Below are 19,842 nucleotides of genomic sequence, written 5' to 3'. Positions count from 1 at the left end.
CAAGAAGACGGCGTCCGAGAATGCCGACCAGAAGCCCACATTGATGCTGCTGGACGGCAATTCGCTGGCGTATAGGGCGTTTTACGCGCTGCCCGCGGAGAACTTCAAGACCCAGGGCGGGCTGACCACCAACGCTGTCTACGGCTTCACCGCGATGCTGATCAATCTGCTGCGCGACGAGCAGCCGTCGCACATCGCCGCCGCCTTCGACGTTTCCCGGCAGACCTTCCGCGTTGAGAAGTATCCGGAGTACAAGGCCGGGCGGTCGTCCACCCCCGACGAATTCCGTGGGCAGATCGACATCACCAAGGAGGTGCTGGTCGCGCTCGGCATCACGGTGCTCGCCGAGCCGGGATTCGAAGCCGACGACGTCATCGCCACACTCGCCACCCAGGCCCAGGACGAGGGTTACCGCGTGCTGGTCGTCACCGGCGATCGCGACTCGCTGCAACTGGTCAGTGACGACGTCACCGTGCTGTACCCGCGCAAGGGCGTCAGTGAGCTGACCCGGTTCACACCGGAGGCCGTGCTGGAAAAGTACGGGTTGACCCCGCAGCAGTATCCGGACTTCGCGGCACTGCGCGGCGACCCCAGCGACAACCTGCCCGGCATCCCCGGCGTCGGGGAGAAGACCGCCACCAAATGGATCGCCGAATACGGGTCGCTGCAGGCCCTTGTCGACCAGGTCGACACCGTCAAGGGCAAGGTCGGTGACGCGCTTCGGGCCCATCTGTCGAGCGTGGTGCTCAACCGTGAGCTCACCGACCTCGTCAAAGATGTGCCGCTGGCGCAGACGCCGGCCACCCTGCGGATGCAGCCGTGGGATCGCGATCAGATCCACCGCCTGTTCGATGACCTTGAGTTCAGGGTGCTGCGTGACAGGCTGTTCGACACGCTGGCCTCGGCCGACCCCGAGGTGGACCAGGGCTTCGACGTCAAGGGCGGAATGCTCGAGCCCGGCGAACTGGCGGGCTGGCTGGCCGAGCACACCGCCGGCAAGCGGTCCGGGATGGCCGTCGTCGGCACGCATTTGGCTTTCGACGCCGATGCCACCGCGCTGGCCATCGTCGCCGCGGACGGCGACGGTCGTTACCTCGATACCGCCACCCTGCACCCCGACGACGAGGCCGCGCTCGCAGCGTGGCTGGCCGATCCGGACCAACCGAAGGCCTTGCACGAAGCCAAGCTGGCGATGCACGACCTGGAGGGGCGCGGTTGGACGTTGGCCGGCGTCACCTCCGACACCGCGCTGGCCGCTTATCTGGTCAGGCCGGGACAGCGCAGCTTCGCGCTCGACGATCTGTCGCTTCGCTACCTGAAGCGCGAATTGCGCGCGGATAACCCTGAACAGCAACAACTTTCGTTGCTCGACGACAGTGACGGCGTCGATGATCAGGCCGTGCAGACCGTGATATTGCGAGCCAGCGCGGTGATGGACCTGGCCGATGCGCTCGATGAGGAGCTGGCCCGGATGGAGTGCTCGTCGCTGCTCGGCGACATGGAGCTACCGGTCCAGCGCGCGCTCGCGGAAATGGAATCAGCGGGCATCGCCGTCGACTTGAAGCAGCTGGGGGAGTTGCAGAGCGAGTTCGCAGACCTGATCCGCGATGCGGCCGAGGCGGCGTATGCCGTCATCGGTAAGCAGATCAATCTCGGCTCGCCCAAGCAATTGCAGGTGGTGCTGTTCGACGAGCTGGAAATGCCGAAGACCAAGCGCACCAAGACCGGCTACACCACCGACGCCGACGCGCTGCAGTCGCTCTACGACAAGACCGGCCATCCGTTCCTGCAGCACCTGCTGGCTCACCGCGACGCCACCCGGCTGAAGGTCACCGTCGACGGGTTGATCAACTCCGTGGCGTCCGACGGCCGGGTCCACACCACGTTCAACCAAACCATTGCGGCTACCGGACGGCTGTCGTCGACCGAACCGAATCTGCAGAACATCCCGATCCGCACCGAGGCGGGTCGCCGCATCCGCGACGCGTTCGTCGTCGGTAACGGCTACCACGAGTTGATGACGGCCGACTACAGCCAGATCGAGATGCGGATCATGGCGCACCTGTCGAAAGATGCCGGGCTCATCGAGGCATTCAACACCGGCGAGGACCTGCACTCGTTCGTCGCGTCGCGGGCGTTTTCCGTACCCATCGACGAGGTCACCGCCGAACTGCGGCGCCGCGTGAAGGCGATGTCGTACGGGCTGGCGTACGGATTGAGCGCGTACGGCCTTGCCGCGCAGTTGAAGATTTCCACCGAAGAAGCCAAAGTCCAGATGGAGCAGTATTTCGACCGCTTCGGCGGCGTGCGTGACTATCTGCGCGACGTCGTCGATCAAGCGCGCAAGGATGGCTACACCTCGACGGTGTTCGGCAGGCGGCGGTATCTCCCTGAGCTGGACAGCAGCAACCGCAATGTGCGCGAGGCCGCCGAACGCGCGGCCCTCAACGCCCCGATCCAGGGCAGCGCCGCCGACATCATCAAGGTCGCGATGATCAACGTCGACAAGGCGCTCAAGGAGTCGGGCCTGAAGTCGCGGATGCTGCTCCAGGTGCACGACGAACTGCTGTTCGAGGTCGCCGACGGTGAACGCGCGGATATCGAGAAGCTGGTGCGCGAACAGATGGGCAACGCCTATCCGCTCGACGTGCCGCTCGAGGTCAGCGTGGGGTTCGGGCGAAGTTGGGACTCGGCGGCGCACTGAGGGACGGCTGCCCCCGACCGGTGGCGGGGGCCAGATAGGCGAAGCCGCGTAGCAGCCACGGCGTGTGCCGGGCCACCGCCGCGACGGCGCGATCCGAGCGGCGCATCGTGGTCTTGGCCGGGGGCGTGGGCCGCGATGCGAGCCGTGCCTCCGCGGACTCCCGTCGAGGATCCTCGCGATCGACGGTCAGCAGTTGCCACATACCGGGAACGCCGCGCAGTTCGACGGCGCCGCGATCGCGGAAGCAGGTGCCTGAGCCGACGACCAAGTCGCGGACGGTGCGCGACACCACGATCTCGTTGGCGTCCGCGTTGGCCAGTATCCGTGCCGCGATGTGCACGGCGATGCCGCCGATGTCGCCCTCGAACAGTTCGCATTCGCCGGTGTGGATACCCGCGCGGATCTCGATGGCCAACGTCTCGGCCTCGTCGCGCATCGCCTCGGCACATCGGATGGCGTGAGTCGGGCCGTCGAACGTGATCAGGTGACCGTCGCCGGTGCTTTTCACCACCGTGCCACCGAACCGTTCGGCCTGTTCGGTGGCGATGTCGTCGAACCGCTGCAGCACCGCGCGCCATCGTTCGTCGCCGCAGGCGATGGCATGTTCGGTCGAGGCAACCATGTCGGTGAACAGCACGGTGCGCAGGGCGCGATGAGCTGGTGCCGGCGCCGCATGGGTGCCGGTCAGAAATTCCTCCAACTCGGACAGGATCCGGTCGGGCTCGGTGAACCAGGGCGCGTGGTCGACTCCGTCGACCTCCAGCATGCGGGCGCCGGGAATGTGATCGCGCAGGTAGTGGCCGCACTGCACCGGCACTCCAGGGTCGTGGGTGGCGTGGATGACCAGTGTGGGGACCGCCACCGTCGGCAGAATTGGTCGAATGTCGACGCGAAACAGCGATTCGACCGCGGCTCGTACCATGCCGGGGCTCGCGCTCATCCGCTCGAACATCGCGAGCTGACGCGTCGACTTCACCGATGGGAACGCGGTGCCGGCCGCCCGACCGTTTCCCCAACCCGACCGCACTGCGCGGCCGAACTCCCGAAGCCGGGCAATCTGCGCGACCGTCGGGATGTACTGCGCGCTGAGGTCCTCGTTCGCGGCGGCGATCAGCCGCCGGTGCACCTCGACCGGGTCGCGGTCCAGGTCGTCCCAGTCGGTGGCCATGAACGGATACGACCCGTAGACCACCAATGCCCGGGTCCGCTCCGGTCGCCTGGCCGCGAACACCACCGACGCGGTGCCGCCCTCACTCATGCCGAAGACGACGGCCGACGTGAAGCCGACAGCGTCCATGACGGCCTCGATCTCGTCGGCGCGTTCGTCGAGCGTGCGAACCTTCGGGATCGGGTCGGACAGCCCGAGTCCGGCCTTGTCGAACACGACGATTCGACAGAACGTGCCCAATTGTTCGAAGAACGACTTGTATTCGGGGAGCAGCCAGAACAGCTCGACGTGGCCGACCAGCGGGCCCACGAACACGAGCTCGACCGGCCCGTCGCCGAACACCTGATACGCCAGGCTGAGGTCACCGCAGGGTGCGTATGACGTTTCCGCCACGAAAAGAGCGTAACTGACGTCGGCGCTAATTCCGCCGGGTTGGCGCCCCCGGCGCCCGGTAACCGCCCAGCGCCTGCAACACCGGCGCCTCGGCCCTGGCCGCGTGCACCCGATACGCCTCATCGGTCTGCATTGCGTAAACCCGATGATCTTCGAAGCCGCGGTCGATGCGGTCTCGCACGAAGGCCAGTTCGACCACTTGGTAGGCGAATCGCTTGGCAGCCCTGCCCGCGGGTTTGCCGCCGAGGCGGGTCGCTTCGGCGATGGCCGCCTTGCGTGCCGCCAGCGAACCCAGCCAGGTGGCTTCGTTCGGCGTCACCAGACCGGCCGACACCATCCCCGGCAGCTTGGCGGCGGTCACGCGCTGCTCGCGCCGCCTGCTCTGCACACCCAGCACGATGACCAGCACGAAGATCGGCACCATCCAGAAGAGGTAGACCCCGAAGTAGGCTCCCGCGCCGAACAGCGACGAGCCGTTCCACAGGCCGTGCATGAAAACCGCCGCGACGTAGCCGAGCAGGACCCAACCGGCCTTGGCGATGCCGTTTCGCCGTTGCAGCGCGAAATACACCCCGATCCCCAACATCGTCGTGAAAAGCGAATGCGCGAACGGGCCCATGATCAGCCGCAGCGCCGCCGTGAGAAGGGACTCGCCGAGTGACTCGCCTCCCGAGATGTAGAGGATGTCCTCCAGCCACGCGAAGCCAGCGCCGACCAGTCCGGCGTAGACCAGGCAGTCGGTCAGCGAGTTCAACTCGTTGCGGCGCCTGCCGGTCATCATGAGCAGCAGGAACAGCCCCTTGGCCGCCTCTTCGGTCAGCGGCGCCCCGAGCACCACTGACAACGCGCTGACATGTTCGGGATCACCCGGATTGATCGCCGCCTCGGTGACGAGCTGGACGATCGACGCCAACACCACGGCCACGGACGCCCCCCACAGGAAGGCGAATACCATCAGCCGCGCCGGCTCGGGTTCCCAGCGGTCAAGCCACACGTAGGCCAGCACGACGATCGTCATCGCGATGCTCGACAAGGTGAAGCCGATCGCGGTGCCGAGGGGGTTCAGCGCGGTCAGCCCGATCACGATCAGTCCCGCGATGGTGCCGAGCAGGATGATCACGGCCAGCGGCGCGCCGACCTTGCGGATTTTTCGCTGAAACGGGGGAGGAAACGCATGCGGTGGTCGCTGCGCGCCTGCGTATGACACCAGAGCAGCGTAGCTACGATGATCATGTTTGGTCGGCTCTGGGGACCGGGTTTGTCCAGCATGTGCACAGTCGAGTAATCTCGACAGGTACCCGTGTATGGTTTTGCGATCTCTGCTGCGGGTGCGGAGCACCAGCTTCGGCGCTCGCGCCGAAGCCAATAACAAGAGTCCTTTTAGTCCCTACGATCAAACCTGTCCGGAGCAACCCACCACATGCCAAGTCCCTCCGTCACCTCGCCGCAAGTAGCCGTCAACGACATTGGCTCGAGCGAGGACTTTCTCGCCGCCATCGACAAAACCATCAAATACTTCAACGATGGCGACATCGTCGAGGGAACCATCGTCAAGGTTGACCGTGACGAGGTCCTGCTCGACATCGGTTACAAGACCGAAGGCGTCATCCCTTCCCGTGAGCTCTCCATCAAGCACGACGTCGACCCCAACGAGGTCGTCTCCGTCGGTGATGAGGTCGAAGCCCTGGTCCTCACCAAGGAGGACAAGGAAGGCCGCCTGATCCTGTCCAAGAAGCGCGCTCAGTACGAGCGGGCCTGGGGGACCATCGAAGAGCTCAAGGAGAAGGACGAGGCCGTCAAGGGCACCGTCATCGAGGTCGTCAAGGGCGGCCTGATTCTCGACATCGGGCTGCGCGGCTTCCTGCCCGCGTCGCTGGTCGAGATGCGTCGCGTCCGCGATCTGCAGCCGTACATCGGCAAGGAGATCGAGGCCAAGATCATCGAACTCGACAAGAACCGCAACAACGTGGTGCTGAGCCGGCGCGCCTGGCTGGAGCAGACCCAGTCCGAGGTGCGCAGCGAGTTCCTCAACCAGTTGCAGAAGGGCGCCATCCGCAAGGGTGTCGTCTCCTCGATCGTCAACTTCGGCGCGTTCGTCGATCTCGGCGGCGTCGACGGCCTGGTGCACGTCTCCGAGCTGTCCTGGAAGCACATCGATCACCCGTCCGAGGTGGTTCAGGTGGGCGACGAGGTCACCGTCGAGGTGCTCGACGTCGACATGGACCGCGAGCGGGTTTCGTTGTCGCTCAAGGCAACTCAAGAAGACCCGTGGCGCCACTTCGCCCGCACCCACGCCATCGGCCAGATCGTGCCCGGCAAGGTCACCAAGCTGGTGCCGTTCGGTGCGTTCGTCCGCGTCGAGGAGGGCATCGAGGGTCTGGTGCACATCTCCGAGTTGTCCGAGCGGCACGTCGAGGTCCCGGACCAGGTGGTCCAGGTCGGCGACGACGCCATGGTCAAGGTCATCGACATCGACCTGGAGCGTCGCCGCATCTCGCTGAGCCTCAAGCAGGCCAACGAGGACTACACCGAGGAGTTCGACCCCAGCAAGTACGGCATGGCCGACAGCTACGACGAGCAGGGCAACTACATCTTCCCCGAGGGCTTCGATGCCGAGACCAACGAATGGCTCGAGGGCTTCGAAAAGCAGCGTGAGGAGTGGGAGTCCCGCTACGCGGAGGCTGAGCGCAGGCACAAGATGCACACCGCGCAGATGGAGAAGTTCGCCGCTGCCGAGGCCGAAGAAGCGGCGCGGCCGTCGTCCGCGAATGGCACGTCGCGCTCCGATGAGCCTGCGGCGGGTGGGTCGCTGGCCAGCGACGCCCAGTTGGCGGCCCTGCGAGAGAAGCTGGCTGGCAGCGCCTAACCGGGCCGTCCCCCGGGGGCAGAGCGAAGCGACGGGGGAGGGCGGCGCATGCTTCGCATCGGCTTGACCGGCGGTATCGGCGCCGGTAAATCGACGGTGTCCGCCGCATTCTCCGAATGCGGCGGCATCATCGTCGACGGCGATGTGATCGCCCGCGAGGTCGTCGAACCAGGCACCGAGGGGCTGGCTCAACTCGTCGAGGCGTTCGGCGACGACATCCTGCTTGCTGACGGTGCACTCAACCGGCCCGCACTGGCGGCCAAGGCGTTCGTCGACGACGACAAGCGCGCGAAGCTGAACGGCATCGTGCATCCGCTGGTGGCTCGTCGCCGCGAGGAGATCCTGGCCGCCGTACATGAAGACGCCGTGGTGGTCGAGGACATTCCGCTGCTGGTGGAGACCGGACTGGCGCCGCTGTTTCCGCTCGTCGTGGTGGTCAGCGCCGACGCCGAAACTCGGGTCACGCGGCTGATCAAGCGGGGCATGGCCGAAGCCGACGCCCGCGCTCGCATCAAGGCCCAGGCGCCTGAAGACCAGCGCCGCGCGATAGCCGATGTGCTGCTGGACAATTCGGGTTCCGCAGGCGAACTCGTCGAGAAGGCCCGCGACCTCTGGCACGGCCGCGTTCTGCCCCTGGCGCACAACATCCGCACCAAGCAGTGCGCCCCAACGGTCTACCAGCTGGCACCGTATCACTCGGAGTGGCCCGGCGATGCCCGCAGGATCATCAAGCGCCTCGAAATGGCCTGTGGGGCAAAGGTTTTGCGCATCGACCACATCGGCTCCACCGCGGTACCGGGGCTGGACGCCAAGGACGTCGTCGACATCCAGATCACCGTCGCGTCGCTCGACGTCGCCGACGAGATCAGCGGTGCGCTGGCCAACGTCGGGTTTCCACGCATCGAGCACATCACGACCGACACTCCGCATACCGAGGACGTAGCCAAGTGGCGCAAGCGGATTCACTGCGCCGCCGATCCCGGGCGGCCCGCCAACGTCCATGTGAGGGTCGACGGCTGGCCGTCTCAGCGGTTCGCACTGCTCTTCCGGGACTGGCTTTGCGCCAATCCCGATGTGCAACAGGATTATCTGGCCGCCAAGCGGAGGGCGTTGACCGCGCCCGACTACGCCGAAGCCAAGGAACCGTGGTTCGCCGACGTGTACGAGCGAGCGTGGGAATGGGCCGAGAGCACCGGGTGGCGGCCCTGAGCGGTCAGGCGGCGTTCGGTGGGGCAGCAGCGACAGGCCCGGCCGGCGTTGCGGGATCCGCCGGTGCCGGGGCCTCGCCTGCTACCGGAATGTCCAGTGGAGCGCCACATTGCAGCACCCCGTAGAGCGGATCGTCTTTGGGGTGGAACAACCGCGGCGCGATGAACTGATCGGCCTGCGCGATGATCTGGTCGTCGGCCAGGATCTCGCAGTGCAGATTTGACCCGTACGGCCATTGGATCGACACCTCCATGCCCGCCTGCTTGGGGTCGTCCAACACGGTGTTCACTTCGAACGTCTGCCCAGGCAACAGCGTCGGTGTTTCGCTGTTGACGTTGTGATCGTCCATCTTGTACGCGACCACCGCGCCCCGCGACGTCCCTGTCGCGCGTGCGCGGTAGGTGATGTTGTGCTTCAACCCGTCGCCAGGGGCGGGCTGGGCTGGACCGGGCTCCACCTCGTTTTGGGGACCCGGCTGGCCGGCATCCGGGTCGGCCAGCGCGATCGGGGAGGACAACTGTGCGCTGGCCCCGACCACCGCGACGGCGGCGATCGCCAGCCATCTGCGCTTGGTGTGGCTCATGACAGCCGACATTACAGCGCGCGCCTGATGGGCAGCGACGTCGTCACGGGTTGACCCCTGCTCGTTGGCGGGTTGCTGACGCGCGGACCTGCGGTTATGTGCCATCACAAGATCATCGCCGTCGGACCGACGACCGTTACCTCCAGGTCAGCGGCATTCCGCGGCCGGCCAGCCAGCGGTTCAGGTCGTAGTCGTGCCGGGACAAGCCGTCGATCGCCGACACCGCGGTCTGCACGGCTTGCTCGCCGGTTTCCGGCGTGAGCAGACCGTGGCGGACGGCGGTCAGCAGTTCGTCCACGTCGGACAGTTCCACCCCGGTGCCGGTCCGGACAATGAGGTCGAGGTAGTGATCCTCGGCGTGCCAGGCCTTTGGCCCCGCCACGTAGCGGCCGACGTCGAGGTAGTAGTCCTGCTCGAGCTCATAGCCCGGGTTGAAGTGAAACACCGTGGCGCGCAGATTCACCGACGGCAGCAGCCAGGACTCCATGTAGTGGAACTGTGCGCGGCCAGGTGTCGGCCGCGCCATGTACAGGCCCCACGGTTGGACGGTGTAGACGTCGACCGCCCGCACAATGCCCTTCGGATCGGTATTGGTGCGGGCGGCCAGGTCGAAGGTTTCGTGTTTGGGAGCGTGGATAGAGTCAGCATAGGCTGCGGCACGGCTATCGGCCGTGCCAGGAGATCGCGGTTCGCAGGGTCGCCTCCAGCGCGCGATGGACATCGCGCAGCGGCCGGATGTCGTGGCGGGCACGGCACATCAGGATCGCGCCTTCGATCCCCGCGACGACGAGCGTGGCTAATCGACGGGCGTCGGTGCGGCCGACGCCCGTGCCAAGCAGGGCGTGTGCGATGAGATCCTGCCACCGCGCGAAGGCCGCGGCTGCGGCCGCGGTCGCCTTCGTTCCCGCGTCCGCCTCGGCGGCGACAGCAACGACCGGACAGCCGGCCCGAAAGTTGCTGTCCTCGAGCACCTCTCGCCATGCGTCCACGAAGATACTGAGGGCCACGATCGGGTCGCCAGTCTCGGTCGCTCGGGTGAGCCGTTTCTCGATCACCGACGAGGCCCACCCCACCGTTTCGGCAGCCAACTGCTCCTTGCCGCCGCGGAAGTGGTGATAGATGGAACCGCGTGGTGCGCCACTGTGCTGGATGACGTCACGAAAACCAGTGCCGCTGTAGCCGTTCTCCCGGAACAGCAAAGCGGCACTCTGGATCATTCGGGTTCGACTATCGCTGGCTATGACACTCAACATAGTCTAATGTCGGCGCTATGCCAAGCGTCATAGTCGAACACCGCAATCACGTACTACGCATGGGGCTCAACCGGCCGGCAAAGCGAAACGCTTTCGATGTCGAGATGCTGGAAGACCTCGGCCGGGCATATGAGCGCCTCGAACGCGACGACGATCTTCGGGTGGGCGTGCTCTACGCCGAGGGCGACAATTTCACCGCGGGCCTCGATCTCGCCGAAGTGGGGCCCCGGCTGCTGAACGGGTCGCTTGGCTGGCCTGCGGACGCGCGCAACCCGTGGCGCAACGACGGCATGCCGTGGACCAAACCGGTCGTCGCAGCTGCCAACGGCTGGTGCGTGACACTCGGTATCGAACTGCTGCTGGCCGCCGACATCCGCATCACGGCTGCCGATGCCCGCTTTGCCCAACTCGAGGTCCAGCGGGGCATCTATCCGTTCGGCGGGGCGACCACCCGGCTACCTCGGGACGCGGGCTGGGGCAACGCGATGCGCTGGCTGTTGACCGGTGACGAGTTCGACGCGGCCGAGGCGCTGCGGATCGGTCTGGTGCAGGAAGTGGTCGAGCCCAGACATCATGTTCACCGCGCGGTCGAACTCGCCGAGCGGATCGCGACGCGGGCCGCGCCGCTCGCGGTGCGCGCCACCCTGGTCGCCGCCCAGCGCGCCAACCGGGACGGCGAGGCGGCCGCAGAGGGCCGCTTCACCGACGATGTCGTCGCGTTGTTCAAGACGGCGGACGGGGCGGAGGGCGTCCAGGCGTTCATCGAGCGACGTCAACCGCGGTTTGTGGGAGCGTGATCGCCGGGAACATCTGATGTCGGTGTCTGGTTCTACCCTGTGAACATGGCTTTCGCTACCGAACACCCCGTACTCGCGCACTCGGAGTACCGCCCTGTCGACCAGATGGTCCGGGCCGGCGGTCGCTTCGAGGTCGTCAGCCAGTACGCGCCCGCGGGTGATCAGCCGGCGGCCATCGAGGAGCTGGAGCGCCGGATCAAGGCGGGGGAGCGCGACGTCGTGCTGTTGGGCGCCACAGGTACCGGCAAATCGGCGACGACGGCCTGGTTGATCGAGCGGCTGCAGCGGCCAACGCTCGTGATGGCGCCGAACAAGACGCTGGCGGCACAGCTCGCGAATGAACTCCGAGAGATGTTGCCGCACAACGCTGTCGAATACTTCGTCTCGTACTACGACTACTACCAGCCCGAGGCGTACATCGCGCAGACCGACACCTATATCGAGAAGGACAGCTCGATCAACGACGACGTCGAGCGGCTGCGGCACTCGGCGACGTCGAGCCTGCTGTCCCGGCGCGACGTGGTGGTGGTCGCGTCGGTGTCATGCATCTACGGCCTCGGCACACCGCAGTCCTACCTCGACCGCTCGGTTGAACTTCAGGTCGGTCAGGAAGTGCCGCGTGACGCGCTGCTGCGGCTGCTCGTCGACGTTCAGTACACCCGCAACGACATGGCGTTCACCCGCGGGTCGTTTCGGGTCCGCGGCGACACGGTCGAGATCATCCCGTCCTACGAGGAGCTCGCCGTGCGCATCGAGTTCTTCGGCGACGAGGTTGAGGCGCTCTATTACCTGCACCCGCTGACCGGCGACATCATCCGCAGGGTCGATTCGCTGCGCATCTTCCCCGCCACGCACTATGTGGCCGGCCCCGAGCGGATGGCCCAGGCCATCTCGACCATCGAGACCGAGCTCGAGGAGCGGCTGGCCGAGCTCGAAGGCCAGGGCAAGCTGCTGGAAGCGCAGCGGCTGCGGATGCGCACCAACTACGACGTCGAGATGATGCGCCAGGTCGGGTTCTGCTCGGGCATCGAGAACTACTCGCGCCACATCGACGGCAGGCCCGCCGGTTCCGCGCCGGCAACCCTGCTCGACTACTTCCCCGAGGATTTCCTGCTCGTCATCGACGAATCACACGTCACCGTGCCGCAGATCGGCGGCATGTATGAGGGCGACATCTCCCGCAAACGCAATCTGGTCGATTTCGGGTTCCGGCTGCCGTCGGCCATCGACAATCGCCCGCTCACCTGGGAGGAGTTCGCCGATCGGATCGGACAAACGGTGTACTTGTCGGCTACCCCTGGGCCGTACGAGCTGAGCCAGGCCGGCGGCGAGTTCGTGGAGCAGGTGATCCGCCCGACCGGCCTCGTCGATCCGAAGGTGGTCGTCAAACCGACGAAGGGCCAGATCGACGACCTGATCGGCGAGATCCGTAAGCGCGCCGAGGCCGACGAGCGGGTGCTGGTCACCACGCTGACCAAGAAGATGGCTGAGGACCTCACCGACTACCTGCTCGAGATGGGCATCCGGGTGCGGTACCTGCATTCAGAGGTGGACACGCTGCGCCGCGTCGAGTTGCTGCGCCAGCTGCGGCTTGGCGACTACGACGTGCTGGTTGGCATCAACCTGTTGCGCGAGGGTCTCGACCTGCCCGAGGTCTCGCTGGTGGCGATCCTCGACGCAGACAAGGAAGGGTTCCTGCGGTCAACCCGCAGTCTGATTCAGACCATTGGCCGCGCCGCCAGGAACGTGTCGGGCGAGGTGCACATGTACGCCGACAACATCACCGAGTCGATGCGGGAGGCCATCGACGAGACGGAGCGGCGCCGCGCCAAGCAGATCGCCTACAACGAGGAGCACGGCATCGATCCAAAGCCGTTGCGCAAGAAGATCGCCGACATTCTCGACCAGGTGTACCGCGAGGCCGACGATGTCGAGGTGGGCGGATCGGGCCGCAATGCTTCGCGTGGCCGCCGTGCGCAGGGTGAGCCGGGACGCGCGGTCAGCGCGGGCATCGTCGAGGGCCGAGATACGGCGAACATGCCGCGCGCCGAGCTTGCCGACCTGATCAAGGATCTGACCGAGCAGATGATGGCGGCCGCGCGGGACCTGCAGTTCGAGCTTGCCGCCCGCTTCCGTGACGAGATCGCCGATCTGAAGAAGGAGTTGCGCGGTATGGACGCCGCGGGGCTCAAATAATTGACCTCAACAGCGGTTGAGCCCCTACCGTGAACCAGGTGACGGACACCGCGACTCCCTCGTTGAGTACCACGGGCGGCTGGCGTGAGTTGCTTGGGCCGAAGAATCTCGGGGCATCCACCGTTCTTGCGGGCGGTGTCGCACTGTACGCGACCAACGAGTTCCTCACCATCAGCCTGATGCCGAGTGCGGTCGCCGACATCGGCGGTCACCGCTACTACGCGTGGGTGACGACGGTGTACCTGGTCGCCTCGGTGGTGGCCGCCACCACCGTGCATTCGTTGCTGTTGCGGCTGGGTCCGCGGTGGGCATACCTATTGGGGCTCAGCGTGTTCGGTGCGGGCAGCCTGGGATGCGCGGCGGCACCCACCATGGAGATCCTGCTCGCGGGCCGCGCGGTCCAAGGCGCTGCAGGCGGTCTGCTGGCCGGTCTGGGCTACGCGGTGATCAATACCGCCCTGCCCAGTTCCCTGTGGACGAAGGCGTCGGCTCTGGTCTCCGCGATGTGGGGCGTCGGTACGCTTGTCGGTCCGGCCGCGGGCGGTCTGTTCGCTCAATTCTGTTCGTGGCGTTGGGGTTTCGGGGTGCTGGTGGTGCTGACCGCGGCCATGGCGGTACTGGTTCCGATCGCCTTGCCCGCGCGAGACACCGCCAGAATGGATCAAACGCGCACCCCGATTGCGGTGTGGTCACTGATTCTGCTCGGTGCTGCCGCGCTCACCGTCAGTGTGGCTGGTATTCCGCATGATTGGCGCGCGACGGTGGCGCTGTTGACCCTCGGTGCGCTGTTGGTGGTCGCCTTCGTCTACATCGACCGACGCCTGCCCGCGGCGGTGCTGCCGCCGAGCACCTTCGGATCAGGGCCGTTGAAGTGGATCTACCTGACACTCGGGCTGTTGATGGCGGCGACGATGGCGGACATGTACGTGCCGCTCTTCGGTCAGCGTCTGGCGCACCTCACCCCCGTGGCGGCGGGTTTCCTCGGTGCGGGCCTTGCCATCGGGTGGACCGTCGGCGAGATCAGCAGTGCGTCGCTACGCAACAACCGGGTGATAGTCCGCACGGTCGCCATCGCGCCGTTGGTGATGGCCACCGGACTTGCCGTGGCCGCGCTCACGCAAGACGAGCAGGCCTCGATCGCACTCGTCGCGGCATGGGTGGTGGCGCTGTTGATCACGGGGGCCGGCGTGGGCATCGCGTGGCCGCACCTGTCGGCGTGGGCGATGAGTCGCGTCGACGACCCCGCAGAAGGCCCCGCGGCGGCCGCGGCCATCAACACCGTGCAATTGATCTGTGGTGCCTTCGGCGCTGGGCTGGCCGGCGTCGTGGTCAATCTGCGGGCCGCGCCAGACGCAACGGCAAGTGCGCTGTTGTTCGGCGTGTTCGCGGTACTGGCAGGCGTCGGCTGTGTCGCGTCGTACCGCTCGGGCCGCGGTCTGGCCTGACGGGTGCCGGTTGGCGAAGCGGCTTCGCGACTTCTTGGTTGGCCGGCGGAACGCGACGCGGACGTCGTGCTGCATCGATGTCAAAATCCTCGGCTCGCCAGCCATGAGTCAATACATATTGCGACGGCCCGCCAGTTGGGGTCGAGCATCATTTCGTGGCCTACGCCGGGAAAGAACACCGGTTCCGTACCGTAGGCCGCAGCAGTCCGACGCACTTCGTTGGGCGCATAAACCTGATCCTCCTGCCCGCCAAGGACCAACATCGGGGTGCGAATCTTTTGAGTGGTGACGAGATTGCCGACCACCGTGTCGAACATGACCGCCCGCGCGCTGTCCGGCCGGATTCGCTTCGTGAATGCGTCGATCAGTCCATCCGGCGTGTCCTTGCCGAAGAAGAATCCGCGCGTGCCTGCAGGGGTGCCACACAGGTCCCATGGATCGGAAGTGAGTGCGAATTTCGTTGAGCGCCAGGGATGACGACGCAGTGAGCGCATCAAGGAACTCACCTGGCCGCGGGGTGGAGTTGAAGCCATCAATACTGCGGCGGGCGCATCGTGGGTCTCAAGGTACTTCTGCACCACGAAACCTCCCATGGAATGGCCCACCAGGATGGGCCGTGACGGGAGCGCCTCGACTGCGGACGAGACGTCACTGACGTAATCGGCGATCGAGCATCTCCAGAGCGGCTTGTCTGCCGTGCTTCGTCCGTGACCGCGAAGGCTGGGGGCCAGCACCCGGAACCCGCGTTCGACGAAGAAGTCAAGGAAATTCTCCTCCCAGCACCAACCGGCCTGCCACGCTCCATGCACGAAAACGACTGGATGGGTGCGAGTCTCGGTCTCCCTTCCTTTGTCGATTACTTCGAGCATGTCCGTTCCGTCGCTCCCCGGCGTCTGTCGATTCACTTCGCCTTCTCATACCCGAGTCCAGGCGCACATCTGCGGAATGAACTCGAGTTGACTGCCGGATTCGATCGCTGCCCGCCGAAGCCGGTCCGACAAGGTGTCGATCTGGACCTGATCGGCGGTCACCGCACCGGCGGCGATCATGTGCGGAAGGGCCTCGCGGGTGAGGTCAACCATCCAGGACAAGAAGGCCGAGTTGGCGCCGTTCTCAACCAGAGTCTCGGAAAACATTCGCGGTGCGAGCAGGCCCGCATCGATGAAGACCTTGACGAGTCGTCCGCCGACATCGACCGCCGTGCCTGGCCGGCTGAGGGTGAAGGTGACGGCTTCGTAGACCTCGTGCAGTAACGGGATCCTCGGGTTGGACTGGATGCCGCGGGTGACGTCCATCTCGTGAAGCGCAATGAGGCCGCCGCTGTGGATGAGCCGGCGGATTGTCCGCAGGAACTCGCTCGATCCAGTTGGTGAATCATGACGTATCGGCATACCGCCGCATCGAAACCCGCTTCGCCGGCATACTCGTCGAGACGGCATTGAACGAACTCGACGTTGGTGCGGTCTGCTTCATTGACGCGCTGCCGGGCGACATCGACCGCTGTTCCGTGGGATCGATGCCGCCCACGTTCCCGGTCGGGCCGACGAACTCAGCGATGAGCATGGACACATCGCCGGGACCGCAGCCGATGTCGAGTACGCGCATGCCCGGTTCGATACCGGCGGTGGCGAGCAGTCGTGCCGTGATGGGACGCAACATCAGTGCTTGCCGTTTGAGACGCTCGATTTCGGGATGGGAATGACTCAGTAAGTAATCCCGGTCCGGCATCGGGGCTGTTCCTTTCTTTTCGTGTTCTCTCTGGCCGCGATCAGAACGACAGCCGTCGGCTAAGCGACGGCAGACTCGAGCCCAAGGCGGGAGCGCAGCCAGCGGCCCATTTCGTCGATGGCTTGATCGACCTCGGGGACCCGGCCTGCTCCCATGATGAAGGAATGCTGACCTTCGTCGACCTGCCGCAGGATGGCGTCGTTTCCCGCCTCTGTCGCGTGCGCGAACAGGGCTACTGCGTCGGACGCCAGCAGCTCGAACTCGCCGTAATAAATCGCGATGCCTGGCAGTCCGGATAGCGAGGTCGACAGCAGATTGACCTGCGGCTCAGTCCATTTGACGCCGGTGCCGTCAAGCCAGCATGAGCGGAAGAACTCCATCACGTCGCGGGTGAGTAGCTTGTCCAGGTGCGCGTTGCCTTCGATGGAAGCGCCGGACAACGTGATATCGGCCCAGGGAGAGATCGACAGGATCGTCCCCGGCAGCGCCTCGCCGCGGTCGCGTAGCCTCAGCGCCAGCGCGATCGCGAGGTAGCCGCCGATCGAATGGCCGACACTGGCGATCTTCGGGGCCTGGTAGCCCTGCTCAAGCAGCCAGTGGTAGGCGGTGAGGACATCGTCGACCTGTGCCGGGTATTTAAATGCTCAGGCGACCGCCGGAAGTTCAGCACCAACGAGCGTGCTCCAGCCGCTTTTGCGATGTGCGCGGCCGCTTTTCGATCGGAGTGCATGGACATGAGCACACTGCCGCCCATATGGGTGTGCAGCAGGACAGCGTCGGGTGCACTGTCGGTGGGGATGCACCACAGCGCATCGACGCCGCCGGCGTCGACCTCCGCGTAGGTGACGTCTTCGGGTTCTTTCGTGGCCAGGTGGATGCTTTCAGCGGCGTATCGCAGCGGCGTCAATGGCGAGTCGGGATTCGCCGAACTCCGGCTGAGGGATTCGAGGAAGTTCGCGAACTCTGTTGCCTGTCGACTCGCCATGGGGAGATTCCTTTCGTGAAACGGCCGTAGAATAGCGATCGTAATCTCAAAGGTTTCAAACTGATCGGCCCGAAGCCAATATTCAGGGAACTCACATGGCTCTGCGGCGAGAGGCGTTAAGTGCCAGCCATGTTCGACGTCACGAGGTCGAGCGGCCGGCAGGCGTCCTGTGAGTTTGTTGGGACTCTCGTACGAACGGGGCCGACGATCAGCAGCGCAACGTGATTTGTGATATCGGTGGTTATGCAATGAAGGGAAGATGATGTGAGATACCCGCCGGATCACAAGGCCAAGGCGCGCGAGGCGCTGTTGAACGCGGGCATGCGCTCGATGAAGACGGCTGGCTTCAACGGCATCGGAGTCGACGGCCTCGCCGCTGAAGCGGGTGTGACGTCAGGGGCGTTCTATTCGAACTTCCGAAACAAGGAGGCGATGCTCGAGGCCATCGTCGAAACCGCGGTTGGCGAACCGTTTTTGACGGACACCGAGACCGCAAGTAAGGCCGAGGTGCGCAGGCAGCTGCGAAAATTGATCGACAGCTATCTCACCGTGGCACATGTGGAGCATCCGGCCGATGGTTGCCCCATGCCCACCTTGAGTGCAGACGTGGCCAGGGCCGGCACACCGACGCGGGAGGCATATGAGCGCAAGCTCACCGACTGGGCACACCGAGTCGCCGACTGTCTCGACGGCTCACGGCCCGACCGGGAGCGACGTGCCTGGGGCATTTTGTCGCTCATGGTCGGCGCTGTCACGGTCGCGCGGGCCGTGGCGGACCCGACGACGCAAGCAGAGGTGGTCAGTTCCGCCCGGCGCACTGCGGAAAAGCTCGTAATGCCTGCCAACCGGGCGGGGTGAGCCGCGGCCGCGATGTCACAGCACTGGCAGCAGGCGGCGCAGGATCATCGCGGAGGACTCCGCGGCCTGATCGACAAAGGTGGTGAAGTCGAAGAGGGCGTTGCCACCGGCGAGATCGGACAGCGCGCGGATGACCAGCCAGGGGATCGAGAACGCCTCGCAGACCTGCGCGACGGCCCCGCCCTCCATCTCGACGGCGCAGCCCCCGAGTTCACTGAGCAACCGCTCTCGGGTTGCTTCGCAATTGAGGTACTGATCGCCCGAAAGCACTGTGCCGTAGGTGATCTGGTTGGGAACCGAAATCCCGACCAGGCACTTCTTGACGCGGTCGAGCAGGTCCGCGTCCACGGGGTACCCGAGCCGGTCGATGGGATTGATCACCGGTGCGTGGCCAGGCTGATACGTGTGCAGCCGCTCGTGTTCCAGCACACCAGCGTCGTGTTGGATGACGAAGTCGGCGATGACGATATCGCCGATCGCCAGTCGTGGATCCAGGCCGCCCGCGACCCCGGAGAAAACAACTGTGCGACAACCGAATCGGTCGATCAGCAACGTGGTTACGGTGGCTGCGTTCACCTTGCCCATTCCGGAGCCGGCCACCACCACGTCATGCCCATCGATGGTGCCGGTGTCGAAGACCGTGTGGGCGACGGCATGGCTTTGCGGGTCAGACAGGACGGCGCGGAGGTGGGCGATTTCCTGCGGGATGGCGCAGATGAGTCCGATGGGCACATGATCAATCTAGCGACAATCGGTCCGGCTAGTCGGGTTCGTCGTCGAGCTGCCGGATGGCAGTCACGCCTTCAATACCGGCCAGCACCGTTGGCGCCGCCAGAATTCCCCTGCCGGACAGGGTCAACATGACGCCTGCGCCGTCGGTCGCGAGATCGGTGAGCTGCCACTGGCGTCGATCGCAGGCTTGCAGCAATTTGCTCATCACGCCTCGGCCCTCGTCATAGCTGACGTGCATGGTGACGGAGCCGGACAGCCTGGCCGACAGTCGTTTCGCCAGGGGCATGAAACCGACGATGATGAGGAAGTGCATGGCGGTCACCGTGACCGCCAGCAGAAGCAGGCCGGAGCCTGCCGCCATACCGATGGCAGCGGACTCCCATACTGCCGCCGCGGTGGTCAGGCCGTGCACCGAGCCGCGCCGGAAGATGATGATGCCCGCGCCGAGAAACCCTATGCCCGAGACGATTTGAGCCGCCACCCGAGAGGGGTCGACGACCACCAGGCCGTCCTGCAACACGTCGGTGAAGCCGTACTTGCTGACCAGCAGGATCAAGGCGGCTGCAGTCCCGACGATGGTCTGGGTGCGCACCCCGGCGCTCTTGCCCTGGATTTCGCGCTCCAAGCCGATCAACGACGTCAAGCCGAAGGCGACGAACAGTTCGACAATCTGCCTCGTGCCCTGTCCGGGGCCGCCGAAGAACGGCGGATCGGCCAGCAGTAGCTGCATCAGGGTGCCTCGCATCGCGCGCTGGTGATCATGCCCGATCTTTGCATCTACAGGCGGTCCTCAGCGCAGCAACTGCATGCTCTGCACATGGGGCCGCCGGGCCACTGTACGGATTGGCACGTCCGCACCACCGCCGACACCCCGACCGATGACTTTACATGCGCCGCGGAGTCCAGACATATGAGGCTCAATCGA

The 19,842-nt window shown here is 65.4% G+C and carries 17 protein-coding genes and 1 pseudogene; 7 read left to right on the top strand and 11 right to left on the bottom strand.

What is annotated here, in order from left to right; all coding sequences use genetic code 11:
- Positions 1 to 43: 43 nt before the first annotated feature.
- A complete protein-coding gene (gene polA / locus ACGFK1_RS27025; RefSeq protein WP_393436941.1) occupies positions 44 to 2,704 on the top strand; it encodes a DNA polymerase I in 2,661 nt (886 codons plus the stop codon).
- On the opposite strand, the gene ACGFK1_RS27020 is transcribed toward polA, so the two are convergent.
- Both ACGFK1_RS27020 and ACGFK1_RS27015 read right to left on the bottom strand, forming a co-directional pair.
- Complete coding sequence (locus tag ACGFK1_RS27020) at positions 2,661 to 4,265, bottom strand: adenylate/guanylate cyclase domain-containing protein (RefSeq protein ID WP_393436814.1); 1,605 nt, start codon at positions 4,263 to 4,265, stop codon at positions 2,661 to 2,663. The two genes, polA and ACGFK1_RS27020, sit on opposite strands and share 44 nt — an antisense overlap.
- Before the next feature lie 25 nt (positions 4,266 to 4,290).
- Positions 4,291 to 5,472, bottom strand: coding sequence for a PrsW family intramembrane metalloprotease (locus ACGFK1_RS27015; protein WP_393436811.1), 1,182 nt, complete (start codon positions 5,470 to 5,472; stop codon positions 4,291 to 4,293).
- Positions 5,473 to 5,685: 213 nt separating this feature from the next.
- Here ACGFK1_RS27015 and rpsA point away from each other — a divergent pair, with 213 nt between their 5' ends.
- Entirely contained in the window at positions 5,686 to 7,131 is a 1,446-nt protein-coding gene (rpsA, locus tag ACGFK1_RS27010; RefSeq protein WP_393436808.1) for a 30S ribosomal protein S1, read from the top strand.
- A gap of 48 nt (positions 7,132 to 7,179) precedes the next feature.
- Positions 7,180 to 8,340: a dephospho-CoA kinase gene (coaE, locus tag ACGFK1_RS27005; RefSeq protein WP_393436805.1), complete on the top strand. Its 1,161-nt coding sequence runs from the start codon at positions 7,180 to 7,182 to the stop codon at positions 8,338 to 8,340.
- A 4-nt stretch (positions 8,341 to 8,344) separates the two neighbouring features.
- Here coaE and ACGFK1_RS27000 read toward each other — a convergent pair whose 3' ends face one another.
- The 3 genes from ACGFK1_RS27000 to ACGFK1_RS26990 form a co-directional block, all read right to left on the bottom strand.
- Positions 8,345 to 8,923, bottom strand: a complete 579-nt coding sequence (locus ACGFK1_RS27000) for a hypothetical protein (protein WP_393436802.1) — start codon at positions 8,921 to 8,923, stop codon at positions 8,345 to 8,347.
- A 136-nt stretch (positions 8,924 to 9,059) separates the two neighbouring features.
- The gene (locus tag ACGFK1_RS26995) at positions 9,060 to 9,560 is read right to left on the bottom strand and encodes a DUF402 domain-containing protein (RefSeq protein WP_393436938.1); all 501 of its coding nucleotides are present in this window, start codon (positions 9,558 to 9,560) and stop codon (positions 9,060 to 9,062) included.
- Between the two features lie 25 nt (positions 9,561 to 9,585).
- Complete coding sequence (locus ACGFK1_RS26990; RefSeq protein ID WP_393436799.1) at positions 9,586 to 10,140, bottom strand: TetR/AcrR family transcriptional regulator; 555 nt, start codon at positions 10,138 to 10,140, stop codon at positions 9,586 to 9,588.
- Positions 10,141 to 10,193: 53 nt separating this feature from the next.
- Here ACGFK1_RS26990 and ACGFK1_RS26985 point away from each other — a divergent pair, with 53 nt between their 5' ends.
- From ACGFK1_RS26985 to ACGFK1_RS26975, 3 genes are read left to right on the top strand one after another with little or no spacing between them, the layout of a single operon-like run.
- On the top strand, positions 10,194 to 10,973 hold the full coding sequence (locus tag ACGFK1_RS26985; protein WP_393436796.1) for a crotonase/enoyl-CoA hydratase family protein: 780 nt from the start codon (positions 10,194 to 10,196) through the stop codon (positions 10,971 to 10,973).
- Between the two features lie 45 nt (positions 10,974 to 11,018).
- Entirely contained in the window at positions 11,019 to 13,169 is a 2,151-nt protein-coding gene (gene uvrB, locus ACGFK1_RS26980) for an excinuclease ABC subunit UvrB (RefSeq protein ID WP_393436793.1), read from the top strand.
- A gap of 38 nt (positions 13,170 to 13,207) precedes the next feature.
- Complete coding sequence (locus ACGFK1_RS26975) at positions 13,208 to 14,614, top strand: MFS transporter (protein WP_393436790.1); 1,407 nt, start codon at positions 13,208 to 13,210, stop codon at positions 14,612 to 14,614.
- An 80-nt stretch (positions 14,615 to 14,694) separates the two neighbouring features.
- Here the strand turns inward: ACGFK1_RS26975 and ACGFK1_RS26970 are convergent, their stop codons facing one another.
- The 4 genes and pseudogenes from ACGFK1_RS26970 to ACGFK1_RS26955 form a co-directional block, all read right to left on the bottom strand.
- Entirely contained in the window at positions 14,695 to 15,483 is a 789-nt protein-coding gene (locus tag ACGFK1_RS26970; protein WP_393436787.1) for an alpha/beta hydrolase, read from the bottom strand.
- Between the two features lie 45 nt (positions 15,484 to 15,528).
- A complete protein-coding gene (locus tag ACGFK1_RS26965; RefSeq protein ID WP_393436784.1) occupies positions 15,529 to 15,909 on the bottom strand; it encodes a hypothetical protein in 381 nt (126 codons plus the stop codon).
- 79 nt (positions 15,910 to 15,988) lie between these two features.
- A complete protein-coding gene (locus ACGFK1_RS26960) occupies positions 15,989 to 16,273 on the bottom strand; it encodes a methyltransferase domain-containing protein (RefSeq protein WP_393436781.1) in 285 nt (94 codons plus the stop codon).
- 128 nt (positions 16,274 to 16,401) lie between these two features.
- Positions 16,402 to 16,968 (bottom strand): annotated as a pseudogene (locus tag ACGFK1_RS26955) (alpha/beta hydrolase fold domain-containing protein); the annotation flags it as partial.
- A 623-nt stretch (positions 16,969 to 17,591) separates the two neighbouring features.
- On the opposite strand from ACGFK1_RS26955, the gene ACGFK1_RS26950 reads away from it, so the two are divergent.
- Positions 17,592 to 18,185, top strand: a complete 594-nt coding sequence (locus ACGFK1_RS26950; RefSeq protein WP_393436778.1) for a TetR/AcrR family transcriptional regulator — start codon at positions 17,592 to 17,594, stop codon at positions 18,183 to 18,185.
- Positions 18,186 to 18,200: 15 nt separating this feature from the next.
- On the opposite strand, the gene ACGFK1_RS26945 is transcribed toward ACGFK1_RS26950, so the two are convergent.
- Both ACGFK1_RS26945 and ACGFK1_RS26940 read right to left on the bottom strand, forming a co-directional pair.
- Positions 18,201 to 18,917, bottom strand: a complete 717-nt coding sequence (locus ACGFK1_RS26945; RefSeq protein WP_393436775.1) for a 5'-methylthioadenosine/adenosylhomocysteine nucleosidase — start codon at positions 18,915 to 18,917, stop codon at positions 18,201 to 18,203.
- A 28-nt stretch (positions 18,918 to 18,945) separates the two neighbouring features.
- The gene (locus ACGFK1_RS26940; RefSeq protein WP_393436935.1) at positions 18,946 to 19,647 is read right to left on the bottom strand and encodes an MgtC/SapB family protein; all 702 of its coding nucleotides are present in this window, start codon (positions 19,645 to 19,647) and stop codon (positions 18,946 to 18,948) included.
- Positions 19,648 to 19,842 lie beyond the last annotated feature (195 nt).

The sequence above is a fragment of the Mycobacterium sp. NPDC048908 genome, from assembly GCF_043197955.1.
Classification (GTDB): domain Bacteria; phylum Actinomycetota; class Actinomycetes; order Mycobacteriales; family Mycobacteriaceae; genus Mycobacterium.
The sequence above is the reverse complement of the archived record's forward strand: the minus strand, read 5'-3'. Positions and strand labels throughout refer to the sequence as shown.

Coding starts and splice junctions, on each gene's coding strand:
- polA (WP_393436941.1), top strand. CDS start 44: ATGCTGCTGGACGGCAATTCGCTGGCGTATAGGGCGTTTTACGCGCTG.
- rpsA (WP_393436808.1), top strand. CDS start 5,686: ATGCCAAGTCCCTCCGTCACCTCGCCGCAAGTAGCCGTCAACGACATT.
- coaE (WP_393436805.1), top strand. CDS start 7,180: ATGCTTCGCATCGGCTTGACCGGCGGTATCGGCGCCGGTAAATCGACG.
- ACGFK1_RS27000 (WP_393436802.1), bottom strand. CDS start 8,923: ATGAGCCACACCAAGCGCAGATGGCTGGCGATCGCCGCCGTCGCGGTG.
- ACGFK1_RS26990 (WP_393436799.1), bottom strand. CDS start 10,140: ATGATCCAGAGTGCCGCTTTGCTGTTCCGGGAGAACGGCTACAGCGGC.
- ACGFK1_RS26985 (WP_393436796.1), top strand. CDS start 10,194: ATGCCAAGCGTCATAGTCGAACACCGCAATCACGTACTACGCATGGGG.
- uvrB (WP_393436793.1), top strand. CDS start 11,019: ATGGCTTTCGCTACCGAACACCCCGTACTCGCGCACTCGGAGTACCGC.
- ACGFK1_RS26970 (WP_393436787.1), bottom strand. CDS start 15,483: ATGCTCGAAGTAATCGACAAAGGAAGGGAGACCGAGACTCGCACCCAT.
- ACGFK1_RS26965 (WP_393436784.1), bottom strand. CDS start 15,909: ATGGACGTCACCCGCGGCATCCAGTCCAACCCGAGGATCCCGTTACTG.
- ACGFK1_RS26960 (WP_393436781.1), bottom strand. CDS start 16,273: ATGTTGCGTCCCATCACGGCACGACTGCTCGCCACCGCCGGTATCGAA.
- ACGFK1_RS26940 (WP_393436935.1), bottom strand. CDS start 19,647: ATGCAGCTACTGCTGGCCGATCCGCCGTTCTTCGGCGGCCCCGGACAG.